Below are 15101 nucleotides of genomic sequence, written 5' to 3'. Positions count from 1 at the left end.
AGACCGCTTTCGCGAGCAAGCCCGCTCCCACAATTTGATCGAGTTCGACTGTAGAACCGTTATCGACCGGCGGTTTGCAGCGGATACACCGACTCCCACCCGCCACCCAACGCCTTATACAACCCAACCATGGCCAGCGACACGCCCGTGGAGCTTTCCACCCACTGTTCCTGCGTCGCCAGCAGCGCGCTCTGCACCGTGAGCACGTTGACGAAATCCACCACGCCTTCGACGTATTGATGTTGCGCTGTGCTCAGTGCGATCTGGTTCTGGCGTACCGCTTCGGCGAGGCTGTCGCGGCGCAGTTGGCTGGCGTTGTAGCGGGTCAGCTGGTCGTCGATTTCATGCCAGGCGCGCAGCACGGTTTGCTGGTAGGCAAGCGCGGCTTCCTGTTGCTGGGCTTCGCGCAGGTTCAACATGCCTTGCAGGCGCCCGCCGTTGAACAGCGGCAGGCTGAATTGCGGGCCAAAGGCGAACGCGCGCGAGCCCCACGAGCCGAAATCCGACAGTTGCAAGGCCTGGGAGCCGAGGCTGCCCGACAGGGTGATGCGCGGGTAGAAGTCGCCCTTGGCCACGCCGATGTTAGCGGTGGCGGCGCGCAGGCGCGCTTCGGCCTGGCGGATGTCGGGGCGGCGCTCGGCCAACTCCGACGGCAAGCCGATGGCAACCTGACGCTGGGTTTGCGGCACGGCGGCGTCCTTGGACAACTGCGCGTGCAGGGCTTGGGGCGGCTCGCCCATCAACAGGCTCAGGGCGTTGATCAACTGGTCCTGGCGCTGCTGCAGCTCCGGCAGGCGCGCTTCGATGGCGGCGACCTGGGCGGCGGCTTCGGCCACGTCCAGGTCGGTCGCCACGCCGTCGGCCAGGCGCAATTGCGAGAGCTTGAGGCTGTGGCGCGCAACGTCGAGGTTCTGCTCGGTGACGGCGCGGGTGTTCTGCACGCCGCGTAGCTGGATGTAGTCCTGCGCGGTCTCGGCGAGTACCGACAGCAGTACGGCGCGGCGGTCGTTTTCGGCCACTTGCAGGGTGGCGTCGGCGGCTTCGGTTTCGCGTTTTACGCGGCCCCAGAAGTCCAGCTCCCAGGCGGCGGAGAAGCCCATGTCCCATTGGTTGTAGGCGGACTGGCCATTCTCACCGGACGGGTCGCTCAAGCCTTTGCCACTGTTGCGTTGACGCAGGTAGTCGCCGGTGGCGTTGACGTTGGGATAACGCTCGGCGGTGGTCACCTGGCGCACGGCGCGGCTTTGTTGCAGGCGGCTGCTGGCGAGTTTCAGGTCGAGGTTGTCGGTGAGCGCACGACGGGTGAGCGCCGAGAGTTGCTCGTCGTGGAACACGTCCCACCAACGCTCCTGCAACGGGTCCGTCACCGCGCGGCTGGCGGCTTGGCGGCCCTGGGGTTCGGCCCACTGAGTGACTTGCGGGCCTTGGGGCTTCTGGAAGTCCGGGCCGACGGTGCAGGCGCTGAGGCTGATCAGGCTCAAGGTGAGCCAGGCGAAGTGTCTCATTGCTGCGCTACCTCACGCGGCTGCGTGACCGGCTGGGTGTCGACGCTGGCTTCCACCGACATGCCGACGCGCAGGCGCTCGGTCAGCGGCTGGTTGGGCTCAAGGATGATTTTTACCGGAATGCGCTGCACCACTTTGGTGAAGTTGCCGGTGGCGTTGTCGGGCTTAACCGAGGCAAAAGTCACACCGGTAGCGGGCGCCAGGCTTTCGAGATGGCCGTTGAGCAGCTCGCCGTCGAGGCTGTCGACGCGCACCTGCACGGCTTGGCCGGCGTGCATATGCGACAGTTGGGTTTCCTGGAAATTGGCCACCACATAGGCCTCGGCCAGCGGCACTACCGCGAGGATCTTGCTGCCCGGCGTCACATACGCACCCACCCGCACCGCGCGCTCGCCGACCATGCCGTCCACCGGCGCGACGATGCGCGTGTAGGACAGCTGATAGCTGGCCATTTCCAATGCCGCCTGGGCGCGCTTGAGTCCACCTTCGGCGGCATCGCGCTGGGCGGTGAGGATTTCCACCTGCTTGCGCTCGGCCGCCAGCACCGCCGTGGCATTCGCCAGGCGCGCGGTGGCCTGGTCGATGCGGGTCTTGGCCTGCTGGGCGTTCTGCACAGTGCCCGCGCCCACGCCGGCGAGGTGGTTGTAGCGGTTCAGCTCGTGCTCGGCGAAGGCCACTTCGGCGCGGTCTGCCGACACGGTGGCCTGGGCCTGGGCGATTACCGAGCTTTGGCGCTCAAGGGTCGCGGTAGCGTTTTTCAGTTGAGCCTGGGCGACCAGGGTATCGGCGTCGGCGGCTTGGGCGGCGGCGCGAAAGTCGCGGTCGTCGATCAGCGCCAACAGTTGGCCGGCCTTGACGCGCTGGTTGTCTTCCACCAGCACTTCCTTGATGAAGCCCGCCACGCGCGGCGCCACCAGGGTGAAGTCGGCGGCGACGAAGGCGTCGTTGGTGGTCTGGCGCTTGCTGCCCAGCACGCCCGGCACGACCAGGTAAACCAGTACGCCGACGGCAAACACGGCAATAACGGAGACGGCAATTTTGTCTTTGCGTTTCATGAGAAGTCCTTTCAGTCAGGTCGGTGCGCGCGGTGGAAAAATCCGCGTCGGCATCCAGAAAATCAGCAGGATCAACGCCACCGCGACGGCGGCCATGACGTAATAAAGATCCGCAGAGGTCAGCACCATGGCCTGTTCGTGCAGGCGGTGAGCGAGGCCCGGCGCGTCGCCGTCGGCCAGGGGCGAATTGCCCAGGCCGTCCACCAACATCGTCGAGTGAAAGTGCAGACGCTGCGTGGTCAGCGTGTCCAGCACGGCGGTGGCGATCACGGCGGCGAGGCCTTTGACGGTGTTGAACCAGGCCGAGGCGAACGGCCCGTCCATCGGTTGGATGCTGCCGGTAGAAAGCATCAGCAGTGGCAACACGGCCATGGGCTGACCGAAGATTTGCAGCAGGTACAGGCCATAGAAATCGTCGCGAATCCACTCCGACGTCAGGTGCGCGCTGCCCACGCAGCACAGCACCAGCATGCTCAGGCCGAGCCCCAGCACCCAACGGCAGTCGACCCAACGCAGGTTGCACAGCGCCGCCACCAGCGGCAGCGCGATCAACTGCGGCAGCGCCATCAGCAGCATCACCGGCGCAGTTTGCAGCGGCCGGTAACCCTGCACCTGAGCAAGGAAACTCGACGGAATGATGATCACCGAGGTCAGCACCATCAGCACGCCCGCCAGCACGATCAAGGCAAATGCCAGGTTGCGCAGGCCGAGCATCTGCAACTTGAAGAACGGAATCGGCTGCGACCATTCATTGATCAGAAACAGCACCAGCAACAGCGTGCCGCCACTGAGCAAAAACGTGATCAGGCCGGACTCGAACCAGTCCAGGCGATTGCCTTGCAACAGCCCGATCACCAGCATGCAGATTGCCGGGAAGCCGGTCAGCAGACCACGCCAATTGAACTGCTTGAAGCGCTCCAGGCGCAGTGGGTCCTGGGGCAAGCCGTAGGCCACGGCGGCCATCGCCAGCAGGCATGGCGCGACAATCTGCCAGAACGCCCATTGCCAGCCGACGTATTCGGTCCACAGCGCCGCCAACGGCGTGCCCAGGCTCGGGCCGAAGGTGGCGGTGAGCGCATAGCCGGCCAGGCCATACAGCTTGACGTTGGCCGGCAGAAAACGCAGCGCCACGGTCATCAGCATCGGCGGTAACGCGCCACCGGCCAGTCCTTGCACGGTGCGCAGCACCAGCAGGCTTTCGTAGTTCGGCGCAAATGGGCACAGGATGCCCAGCACGGTGAACAAACCGATGGCGCAGAGGGTGAAGCGGCGCAGGGAAAACGTCACCGAACACCACGGCGCGAAGGCCATGGCCGCCACTGAAGTGGCGGTGTAGGCGGCGACCAGCCAGGTGCCTTCGTCAAAGCCGATATACAGCGCACCCCGGATATCAGCGAGGGCGACCTTGGTGACCATCTCGTTAAGGCCGGACACCAGCACCGCCAGCAATACGCCGACCAGGCCGATGATAATGCGCGGGCCGAACACGGGAGGGTTGAGCGCAGTGGGTTGGGCTGCAGCCTGTAGGGCGGGGGCAGCGAGGGAAGTCATGAACGGGTAACTCGGGGTTAGAAATACCCGAGCAGTTTAATCAGGCGAACCCATGACAAAAAGTTACTTGTTGGCAGCTTATAAGTGCACCATACGCAACTGTTGGCCACCGTTTGACCCTGTGGGAGCTGGGCTTGCCCGCGATGCAAACAACTCGGCCCGCCTGCAAACGTGCGGTGATGCTATCGCAGGCAAGTCAACTCCCACATGTTGACCCCGTGTTGTCGATCGTTCCCACGCTCTGCGTGGGAACGCCTCATGGGGCGCTCCGCGCCCCGCCAGCCCGCGCGGAGTTCGGACCTTGCGCGCAGGTGACGCAGAGCGTCACGGGCTGCATTCCCACGTGGAACGTGGGAACGATCCAGTGCAGGTGAGATTCAGGTGGGCTGCGCTTCGAGCCAGGTGGCGTGGCAGCTTTCGCGCATGGTTTCGCGCAGCCATTTGTGGGCCGGGTCTTTGTCGAAGCGTGGGTGCCAGGATTGCGCCAACATCAGCGTCGGCAGGGAGATCGGCAACTGGAAGGCACGCAGCGGCAGCTTCAGGCGATTGGCACTCAGCAGGGCTTCCTTGGGCACCGGCAGCAGCAGGTCGGAATCGGGCAGCATGAACATCGCGCCATGAAAGCCCGGTGCGATCATTGCCACGCGGCGCTCCAGGCCCAGGGCATTCAGCGCGGTGTCGATTGGCCCACGGGCGATGCCACGACGCGAAATACTGATGTGGGAGTAGCTGGCGAATCGCGCGGCGGTGATTTCTTCGTCGAACAGCGGGTGGTCTTCGCGCGCAAGGCCAACGAAGGTGGTGGAAAACAGGTTTTGCACCTTCACTTCAGGGCTGGGCGGCCTGGAATTACTCACTCGCAGGTCCAGCCGCCCTTCACGCAGCGCCTCGTCGTCGGTGTCGCCTTCGGGCACGAAGCACAGCTCGCACAACGGCGCCACGCGCTCCATGGTGTCGAACAGCCGACCGCCGTAGACGCCGATAAAGAAGTCATTGGCGCGCACACTGAAGCGGCGGCGCAAGGTGCTCAGGTCAACCTCATCCGCCGAACGAAACAGCAACGCCGCCTGCTCCACCACGTTGCGCACCTGGCCTTGCAGTTGCAGCGCCTTGGGCGTCGGCACGAGGCCGCGACCGGCGCGCACCAGGATCGGATCACCGACCGCCTCGCGAATGCGCGTGAGGGTGCGACTCATGGCGGCCGGGCTCAGGTTCATCCGCCGTGCGGCGCCGACCACACTGCCCTCGTCGAGCAAGGCGTCGAGGGCGACCAGCAGGTTCATGTCCGGTAATTGCATGCCAAGCACTCATGGTCGGTGGAGAGTGAATTGCGTGCAATCGTAGCAGGATTAAAACCGCGGGTTCAGCGCTGCATGCCCCAGCGTTTCACCGTCAGCCGTTCGAACGTGTCGAACACCAGGTTTTCCACCAGCAAGCCGATCAGAATCACCACGGCCAAACCGGCAAACACTTTGTCGGTGTACAGCTCATTGCGGTTCTGGAAGATGTACCAGCCCAACCCGCCTTTGCCGCTGGTGGCGCCGAACACCAACTCGGCGGCGATCAGCGTGCGCCAGGCAAATGCCCAACCAATCTTGAGCCCGGCGAGGATCGACGGCAGCGCCGCCGGGATCAGGATGAACAGCACGAAACGCATGCCCTTGAGGCCATAGTTGCGGCCCGCCATGCGCAGGGTTTCGGAGACGCCGAGAAACCCGGAATAGGTGTTCAGCGCCAAGGCCCACAGCACCGAATGCACCAGCACAAAAATCAGGCTGTTCTGCCCCAGGCCGAACCACAGCAGCGCCAGCGGCAGCAAGGCGATGGCCGGCAGCGGGTTGAACATCGAGGTCAGCGTGCTCAGCAGGTCGCGGCCCAACTGCGTCGACACCGCCAACGTGGTCAGGGCGAATGCCAGCACGATGCCGATCAGGTAGCCCTTGATCAGCACCGCCAGCGAGATGCTCACTTTACTGAGCAACTCACCGCTGAGCAGGCCATCGTAGAGCGCGTGAAAGGTCTGCAGAAAGCTCGGCAACAGCAGGTCGTTGTTCTGATAGCGCGCGACGGCCTCCCAGAGAATGGCGAGCACGATCAGGATCAGGCCCTTGCGCAGCCAACCTTGTTGCCACAGGCGCTGGCGCAGCGGCAACTCACGTTCGACGGGGACGCTGAGCAGCGGTTCGAGGTTTACTTCAAATTCCTGGCGCATACGTCGGCCTCTCAGTAAGCGATGCGGATATCGGCGAAACCCAACTCACGTTCGGCCTCGGGCGCTTCATCGAACAGCAGGCGATGAATACGCCGCGCCGACGCCTGGAATTCCACACCGCCGAGGCTGTGCAGGTCGTATTGATGGCTGTGGATTTCGGCACGCACACGCCCTGGGTGCGGCGACAGCAACAGGATGCGATTGCCCACCACCAGCGCTTCTTCGATGGAGTGGGTGACGAACAACAGGGTGAAGCGCACCTCTTCCCAGAGCAGCAGCAATTCTTCCTGCATCTTGCGCCGTGTCAGGGCGTCGAGCGCGGCAAAGGGCTCGTCCATCAGCAGGATTTTCGGCTGCATGGCCAAGGCGCGCGCGATGGCCACGCGGGCTTTCATGCCGCCGGAAAGGGTATGCGGGTACGCATCGGCGAACGCACTCAAGCCAACTTTTTCGAGGTAGTGCAGCGCGCGTTCTTCGGCTTCGCGACGCTTCAAGGTTTTCGACGCCAGCAGTGGGAACATCACGTTCTGCTTGACGGTTTTCCACGGCGGCAGCTGGTCGAATTCCTGGAATACCACGATGCGATCCGGGCCGGGCTGTTCGACCTTTTGCCCCAGTAATCGAATCTCGCCTTCGCAGGGTGTGATAAACCCGGCAATCGACTTGAGCAAGGTGGATTTGCCGCAGCCCGAAGGGCCGAGCAGCACGTAGCGGTCGGCCGGGTCGATCTCGAAACTGACTTGGTGGGTGGCGCGTACCACACGCTCGGGCGTGCGGTACTCGAGGCTGACGTTATCCACCGCCAGTAACGGACCGGCAGTGTTCAGGTTGCTGGCCGCGTGGCCTTGCAGGGGCGCGTTCATTTCATTTCTCTTGCCGGGGAATCAGAAAGGCGCGTCGCCCTGGATGGTGGTGCGAAACAGCTTGCGGCGCAGATGGCTTGGGCAACCGGCGGCCAGGTGGATCAGCGAGCGGTTGTCCCAGAACACCAGGTCGTGGGGCTGCCACTGGTGGCGGTAGATATTGTGCGGCAACACGCTGTGGGCATAGAGCTGGGCCAGCAGGTCGCGGCTTTCGTCTTCCGGCAGGCCAACGATGCGCGTGGTGAAGCCTTCGCTGACGAACAGCGCCTTGCGGCCGTTTTCGGGGTGGGTGCGCACAATCGGGTGCACCACTTCGGCGACCTGGGCGAGCTGCTCAGGCGTGAGGGTTGGGCGCCAGTTGCCTTCGAATTTGGTTTCGCTGTAGCGCGCGGTGTAGGAATGCGCAGCGCTGCGGCCTTCCACGGCTTTACGCAGGTGCTCGGGCAGTTGGTCCCAGGCTTTGTGCATGTCGGCGAACAGCGTGTCGCCGCCTTCGGACGGCAGCTCCTGGGCATGCAGCATCGAGCCGAGGCTGGGCAGTTCTTTGTATGACAGGTCCGAGTGCCAGAATTTGCCCGCGTCGCCCAGGCCGACGGATTGGCCGTTTTCGATGATGTTGGAGACGATCAGGATTTCCGGGTGGTTGGCCAGCAGGAACTGTTTGAGCACATGAATCTGCAGCACGCCGAAGCGGCGACTGAAGGCGATCTGTTGTTCGGGAGTGATGCGCTGGTCGCGGAACACTACGACATGGTGGTCCAGGTGGGCGCGGTGAATGCGCGCGAAATCCTGGTCGTTGACCGCGCGGGACAAGTCCAGGCCGACGATCTCGGCGCCGACGCTGCCGGGAAAGGGGCGGATGTCGAAGGATTGAGCGGTAGAGGTCGCTGTTGGAACAGTAGAGGTGGCGGACATGAGGGCACTCCCGGTCGGACAGGGGAGTGACTTTATAGATATAAGAACGGGCGATTAAATACCGTTAGTGAATATCGATATGGCGTTTTGCGGTAGGCATTAGGAAACATGGTGATGCTGATGGCCCCTTCGCGAGCAAGCCCGCTCCCACATTTGAAATGCATTCCAAGGTGGGAGCGGGCTTGCTCGCGAAGGCGTCGGTACAGGCGATGGAGATTACCGCTCGTGCAACGCCTCGGCCCGCGCCTTGATGATCGGCTTGAGCAGGTAGCTCAGGATGCTTTTCTTGCCGGTGATGATGTCCACCGAGGCCACCATGCCGGGGATGATCAGCAACGGCTTCTCATCGGTGCCCAGATGGCTGCGATCCGTGCGCAAGGTGATCATGTAGTAGGTGGTTTTCTTGTCTTCATCGGTGATGGTGTCGGCACCGATGCGTTCGAGCTTGGCCTTCAGGCCGCCATAGATGGTGTAGTCATAGGCGGTGAATTTGACGATCGCTTCCTGCCCTGGGTGCAGGAAGGCGATGTCTTGCGGGCGGATCTTGGCTTCCACCAGCAGGGTGTCGTTAAGCGGCACGATTTCGACCATGTCGCTGCCCGGCTGGATCACGCCGCCGACGGTGTTGACCAGCAGCTGCTTGACGATGCCGCGCACCGGCGAGGTGACCAGCGTACGGCTGACCCGGTCTTCGAGGGCGCGGCCGGTGGATTCGGCCTTGTTCAGTTCGGTGCGCGCTTCGTTGAGCTGGGTCAGCGCTTCGCTGCGGAATTTGCCACGGGTTTCGTCGATCTTGCGCTGCACTTCCTTGATCGCCGACTCGGCGCGGGGAATCGCCAACGTGGTGGCGTCCAACTGACCACGGGTTTCCATCTCGGCGCGCTTGAGGCGCAGCACTTCCACCGGCGATACCGCGCCCTGGGCCACCAACGGCTCGGACATGTTGATTTCCTGGCGTTGCAGCGACAACTGGCTGCGGTACTGGCCTTGCTTGGAGGTGAACTCGCGCAGTTCCTGTTGGCGCTGCACCAGTTGCTCCTGCAAGCCACCGACTTCGTCTTTCAACTGCTGGCGGCGGCTTTCATACAGCGAGCGCTCGTTGGCGGCCTGGCTTGGCGCGGCCTTGAGCACGTCGTCGGGGATGTTCAGCGGGCGGTCGTCCACTTGCGCACTCAGGCGCTCGACGCGCAGTTGCATGGCCAGGCGCAAGGCTTCGGTTTCACCGGCGTTGGAGACGAACCGCGTGTCATCGAGGCGAATCAGCGGCGCGCCGGCTTCGACGATCTGGCCTTCCTTGACGAACAGCTCGGAGACGATACCGCCTTCCAGGTTCTGAATTTTTTGCAGCTTGGACGACGGAATCGCCTTGCCGTCGCCACGGGTGACTTCGTCGATGCTGGAGAAACCGGCCCACACAACCAAAAACACGAAGAACGCGATGATCGCCCAGATGGTCAGGCGGATAACTCGCGGTGCATCTTCGATCAGCGCTTTGTTGACCTCGGGCAGGGGTTGGCCCTGCAGCGAGTCGGTGCCTTTGAAATAGCGGCCGACCGCGCTTTTGATGGAGTTAAGCAACACTGATCTGCCCCTTTTTCAACGCTTCCATAACCACGGCTTTCGGGCCGTCCGCGAGGATCTGCCCACGGTCGACCACCAGCAGCCGGTCCACCAGGGAGAGCAGTGAGGCACGGTGCGTGACCAGCACCACGGTCTTGTTTTGCACCACGGCTTGCAGGCGTTGTTTCAAGCGTTCTTCACCGGTGTTGTCCATGGCGCTGGTGGGTTCGTCCAGCAGCAAGATGGGCGGGTTGAGCAGCAATGCGCGGGCAAGGGCGACGTTCTGGCGCTGGCCGCCGGACAGGTTCTGCCCACGCTCGCCGACTTGCAGTTCATAACCTTGAGGGTGCAAGCGCGCGAATTCGTGCACGCCGGCCAGTTCGGCGGCTTGCAGGACCATTTCGTCTTCGACGTAACGCGCACCGGACACCAGGTTGTCGCGCAGGGTGCCGGCGAGCAATTGGATGTCTTGGGCGACGTAGCCGATGTTATGGCGCAGTTCGCTCACGTCGATCTGGCGTACGTCCACACCGTCCACCAGCAAGGCGCCGGAGTCGGGCTGGTAAAGGCCGACGATCAGTTTGGCCAGGGAGCTTTTGCCCGAGCCGCTACGGCCGATGATGCCGATTTTCTCGCCGGGCTTGATCACCAGGTTGATATTTTTCAGCGCGGCGTTCTGTTGGTTCGGGTAGGTGAAGTTCAGGCCCCGGCACTCGATGGCACCTTGCAGAGTGCGACGGCTCATGGGGCGCTCTTCGAAATTGCGCTCCTGGGGCAGCTCCATCATCTGGTCCACCGAGGTCATGGTGACCTTGGCCTGCTGGTAGCGGGTCAGCAGGCCCGACAGCGAAGCCAGCGGGCTCAGGGCGCGGCCACTGAGCATGTAGCAGGCGATCAGGCCGCCCATGCTGAGGTTGCCGTCGATGATCTGGTACACGCCGAACACGATCATGATCACGCCGGCCAGTTGCTGGATCAGCAGGGTCATGTTCATCGACAGGCCCGACAGCAACTTCACGCGCAGCTCAAGCCGGCTGAGGGTGCCGATGGTCTGCTCCCAACCGTACTGGCGTTCGCTCTCGGCGTTGTTGACCTTGACTGCGTCCAGCCCGGCGAGGGTTTCGATCAGGCTGGACTGGCGCTCGGCGGCCAGGGCCATGGTTCGTTCCATGGTCGCCACCAGCGGTTTTTGCAGGGCGTAGCCGATGCCCAGGGCAATCGGGAAGGCCAGCACCGGAATCCACACCAAGTGGCCGCCGAGGATGGCGATCACCAGGAAAATCAGCAGGGTGAACGGCAGGTCAATCAGGCTGGTGAGGGTCAGCGACGCGAGGAAATCACGCAGGCTCTGAAACTCATGGATGTTCTGCGCAAAGCTGCCGACCCGCGCCGGGCGGTATTTCATGGACATGCCGACGATGCGCTCGAACAGCGTGGCCGAGATGATCAGGTCGGTCTTTTTACCGGCCAGGTCCAGGCACAGGCTGCGTAGGCTTTTGAGGATCAGGTCGAACAGGTACGCGCCGCAGATACCCACGGCCAGCACCCACAAGGTCGCCGTGGCCTGGTTCGGCACCACACGGTCGTACACGTTCATCACAAACAGCGGCGCGGCCATGGCGATGATGTTGATCAGGAAGCTCGCGGCGATGGCGTCGGTGTAGAGCCAGCGCGAACGCTTGAGGGTGTCGCGAAACCACGAACGCGCCCGAGGAATCAGGGTGCCGTGGTTGACGTCGAATTTATGTTGCGGCTGGGCGAAGAAGACTTTGCCGATGTAGTCGTCGGCCAACAGCTCGCGCTTGACCAGCACTTCACCGCCGTCGCTTTCGCTGAGCAGGACCCGCGCTTCGTCTTCGCCTTGCCAACCGACCAGCACGGTACTGCGACCGTCCTTGAGCAACAGCAGCGCCGGCAGGGCAATCGTCGGGATCTGTTCCAGCTTGCGTTGCAGCACCCGGCCCTGCAGCCCGGCACGCGCGGCTGCGCGTGAGAGCAAGTCGGCACTCAAGCGCTGCGAGGGCAGCGGCAGGCCGGTGGTGAGCATGGCCGCACTGGCCGGTTTTTGATGCAGGGCACAGAGCGCCAACAGCCCGTCGAGTAACGGGTCGTCGTGCAGCGTGCGTGGATCATGACTGAGATGAACTCGACTGACTTCGGATTCCACGCGCTGCACTCTCGACTAACAGTTGGGGCTATTGGGGTGACTCAATTCATCCCAGGCAGTTGGACTTTTGGCTTCACGTCGTTCTGGACGACGGAGGCCATCGGTGCGACCACTCCCTGGCTTTTGAGCAATTCGCCCATGGTCGCCTTGATTCGATATTGAGTAAATAACTGAATGTTCTTGATCTCTTCCAAACGACGGGAAGCGGTGAACAATTCGTTCTCGCTGTCGAGCAAGTCGAGCAGGGTACGCTGGCCCAGGCTGAACTGCTGTTGGTAGGACGTGCGCACGCGGGTGCTGTGATCCACGTATTGCTGGGCGACCGGCAATTGCGCGTTGGCGTTGTTCAAGGCGTTCCAGGCCAGGCCCAGTTCTTCGTTGAGTTGGCGCAAAGCATTGTTGCGGATATCCAGCGCCTGGCTGGCCTGGTAAGACTTGGATTGCAGGTCAGCCTTGTTGCTGCCACCGGCAAACAGGTTGAAGCGCATGCGCACCATGGCTTCCCAACCGTTGCTGTGACCAGCGTCGCCGCCGACGTTGTTGTCGGCATTAGTGCCAAGCTCCGCATCAAAGCGCGGGTAAAAGGTGGACTTGGCCGCTTCGTACTGACTTTCGGCAGCGGAAATATCCGACTCGGCCGAACGCAGGACGGGGCTGTTGTCGAGCATCTGGCGGCGCGCTTCGTTGAAGTCAGCCGGCAGCATGGCCATGAACGGCGCCGGGCGCTCGAGCTGGTCGGGCATCTGGCCGACGGCGCTGAGGTAATTGACTTGAGAGTCGGCCAGGTTGGTCTGCTCGGTGATCAGGTTGTTGCGGGCCTGGGCCAGACGCGCTTCGGCCTGGTCCTGGTCGGCACCATTACCAACGCCGCGCTGGGTGCGCAGCTTGATCTGGTCGTAGATACGTTCGTGGTTGCGCAGGTTTTCTTCAGCCAGGCGCACGAACTCACGGCGAGTCAGCACATCCAGGTACACCTGGGCGACGGTCAACCCGGTGCGCTCGGAAGTACCCAGCAAGGAGTAAGCGCGGGAATTGACGTTGGCTTGTTGACGCCCGACTTCGCTGGAAGTGGCGAAGCCGTCAAAAATCATCTGCTGCAAACGCAGGCTGGATTCGCCCCGGTTGTGCGTGTCCCACTGGTTGCCGTTCGGGCCGCTGACGGCGCGAGTGTTGGAATCGTCAGTACCTTCACGGCCATAACCGGCGTTCAAATCAACGCGAGGCAGGTAACCACCTTGGGCGGCGCGCAATTGGTAATCGGCGGCGATACGGCTGTTCACACCGGCCTGAATTTCCGGGTGCACATCTAATGCCTGCTGCATGGCCTGGGGCAATGTTTGGGCTTGTACAAAACTGGCGGCGAGAGCGAACGGTATAGCCATAAACAGGTGCAGACGCATTTAAAAATTCCCCAGGACTTCTTGTCTCAAATCACAGCGATTGGCCTCGCTGAGTCGGATAATGGCTACCGTAATGACCGTACGTCGGAAAGTTCAAAAAGCGGAACTGCTTCACACATGTAGGACGGTTCGCCGCATAAATATCAATGTGACATTACGGGGCCAATTGTTTAGGATGGCGACCATAAGGTCAATAGTTTGGCATAAACTAGATAGCGAATAAATCTAGCCAAATATTTGACGCCAGTAACTTCTTAGCCTACGCCCCTTTTGTTTGGCCCTCCCCCCGAGCGGCCACATGGAAGTCATCAGAAACGGATCGCCGGAGAAATCTTTAATGAGCAGTGTTGTTGCCATCGTCAAAAGCATTGTTGGTCAAGTTTTCGTTATTTCTCCGGAAGGGGCGCGCCGCGTACTGGTAGAAGGTGATCGCCTGTTCGCGGGCGACCAGATCGACACCGGCATGTCCGGCTCGGTCAGCCTGGAACTGGCTGATGGCCGTACGCTGGACCTGGGTCGCGATACTCAGTGGAGCGCCGATATGCCGGACTCCAGCCTCGACCTGGCGGCGGCCACCGAGCAAGCCGCGCCGTCGGTTGCCGAACTGCAGCAAGCCATCGCCGCCGGCGCCGACCCGACCACCGACCTGGAAGCCACTGCCGCAGGCGCAACCGCTGCCGGTAATGGCGCGGCGGGCGGCGGTCACAGCTTCGTGGTGCTGGACGCGACCGCCGGCCGCGTCGACCCGACTATCGGCTTCCCGACCGGCCCGCTGGGCCAGGCCGGTACGACCCAAACTCAGCTGGCTGGCGCCCAAGGCACCACCGCCTCCGGCAATCTGGTGCTGCAGGCGTCGACCCTGACCCTGAGTGCAACCCCGACCATCACCGAAGCCGGCGGCGTGCTGACCTACACCGCCACCGTGACGCAGCCGTCGACCAGCAACCTGAGCATCACCTTGTCCAACGGCGCGGTGATCACCATCGTGGCTGGCCAAACCACCGGCACCGTCAACGTACCGCTGGCGCCGAACGACAGCCCATACATCGACCCAAGCCAGATCAGCGTGACCGTCACCGGCACCACCGGCGGCAACAACCTGGTGCTGACCATCGACCCTAACCCGGCCGTGACTCAGATTACCGACACCATCGACACCACCACCGTCACCCTGACGGCGGGCGAGACGGTGACCGAAGGTGGCCAGATCACCTACACCGCCACCCTGACCAACCCGGCGCAGACGCCGGTGACCATCACCTTGAGCAATGGCTCGGTGATTACCATCAAGGCAGGCGAATCGGTCGGTACGGTGGTCGTGGACACCCCGGCTAACGACGTCTACAACAACGGCTCTACCGTCAGCACGACGATTACCGGCGCAACCGGCGGCAACTTTGAAAACCTCGTGCCGAGCACTACGCCTGCGGTGACTACGATTGTTGATTCGATCGATAACACCACTATTTCTCTGACTGCTGATAAGGCTTCAGTGGTTGAAGGTGGGGAGATTACCTACACCGCGACCTTGACTAACAAGGCGCAGACTGACGTTACCGTTACGCTTTCGAATGGTCAGACGATCATTATTAAAGCTGGTGAAACGGTGGGCTCGACGGTGTTTCAGACGCCGGCTAACGATGTTTACAACAACGGTTCGACTGTCAGCACCACCATCGCCAAGACCGAGGGCGGTAACTTCGAGAACTTGGTGACCGATCCGAAAGCGGCTGAAACCACGATTACTGATTCGATCGACAACACCACGGTTTCTCTGACTGCCGATAAAGCATCGGTGGTTGAAGGTGGTGAGATTACCTACACCGCGACTTTGACCAACAAAGCGCAGACTGACGTTACCGTTACGCTTTCG

General features: G+C 62.3%; 11 protein-coding genes. 1 reads left to right on the top strand and 10 read right to left on the bottom strand.

The window, feature by feature from the left end; translation table 11 throughout:
- Positions 1-59: 59 nt before the first annotated feature.
- The 10 genes from HX783_RS13090 to HX783_RS13045 form a co-directional block, all read right to left on the bottom strand.
- Positions 60-1505, bottom strand: a complete 1446-nt coding sequence (locus tag HX783_RS13090) for an efflux transporter outer membrane subunit (protein ID WP_177017138.1) — start codon at positions 1503-1505, stop codon at positions 60-62.
- A complete protein-coding gene (locus HX783_RS13085) occupies positions 1502-2560 on the bottom strand; it encodes an HlyD family secretion protein (RefSeq protein WP_177017137.1) in 1059 nt (352 codons plus the stop codon). The genes HX783_RS13090 and HX783_RS13085 overlap by 4 nt, the downstream gene beginning before the upstream one ends.
- A gap of 15 nt (positions 2561-2575) precedes the next feature.
- On the bottom strand, positions 2576-4111 hold the full coding sequence (locus HX783_RS13080; RefSeq protein ID WP_177017136.1) for an MFS transporter: 1536 nt from the start codon (positions 4109-4111) through the stop codon (positions 2576-2578).
- 377 nt (positions 4112-4488) lie between these two features.
- Entirely contained in the window at positions 4489-5409 is a 921-nt protein-coding gene (locus HX783_RS13075; protein WP_177017135.1) for a LysR family transcriptional regulator, read from the bottom strand.
- Positions 5410-5474: 65 nt separating this feature from the next.
- Entirely contained in the window at positions 5475-6323 is an 849-nt protein-coding gene (locus HX783_RS13070; RefSeq protein ID WP_177017134.1) for an ABC transporter permease, read from the bottom strand.
- Between the two features lie 11 nt (positions 6324-6334).
- Complete coding sequence (locus HX783_RS13065) at positions 6335-7186, bottom strand: ABC transporter ATP-binding protein (protein ID WP_159953564.1); 852 nt, start codon at positions 7184-7186, stop codon at positions 6335-6337.
- A 21-nt stretch (positions 7187-7207) separates the two neighbouring features.
- Positions 7208-8101, bottom strand: coding sequence for a TauD/TfdA family dioxygenase (locus HX783_RS13060; RefSeq protein ID WP_177017133.1), 894 nt, complete (start codon positions 8099-8101; stop codon positions 7208-7210).
- 216 nt (positions 8102-8317) lie between these two features.
- Complete coding sequence (locus tag HX783_RS13055) at positions 8318-9682, bottom strand: HlyD family type I secretion periplasmic adaptor subunit (protein WP_159953562.1); 1365 nt, start codon at positions 9680-9682, stop codon at positions 8318-8320.
- Positions 9672-11828 (bottom strand): type I secretion system permease/ATPase, encoded by a 2157-nt coding sequence (locus HX783_RS13050; protein ID WP_177017132.1) that lies wholly within the window; start codon positions 11826-11828, stop codon positions 9672-9674. The genes HX783_RS13055 and HX783_RS13050 overlap by 11 nt, the downstream gene beginning before the upstream one ends.
- Positions 11829-11869: 41 nt before the next feature.
- Entirely contained in the window at positions 11870-13228 is a 1359-nt protein-coding gene (locus HX783_RS13045; RefSeq protein ID WP_177017131.1) for a TolC family outer membrane protein, read from the bottom strand.
- A gap of 337 nt (positions 13229-13565) precedes the next feature.
- Here HX783_RS13045 and HX783_RS13040 point away from each other — a divergent pair.
- Positions 13566-15101: retention module-containing protein (locus tag HX783_RS13040; RefSeq protein WP_177017130.1), on the top strand; the 1536-nt coding region annotated here is incomplete at its 3' end.

Source organism: Pseudomonas sp. D2002 (assembly GCF_013385735.1).
In the GTDB taxonomy this organism is placed as follows: domain Bacteria; phylum Pseudomonadota; class Gammaproteobacteria; order Pseudomonadales; family Pseudomonadaceae; genus Aquipseudomonas.
Note: the sequence above shows the minus strand (reverse complement) of the source record. Positions and strands in the feature narration are given on the sequence as shown.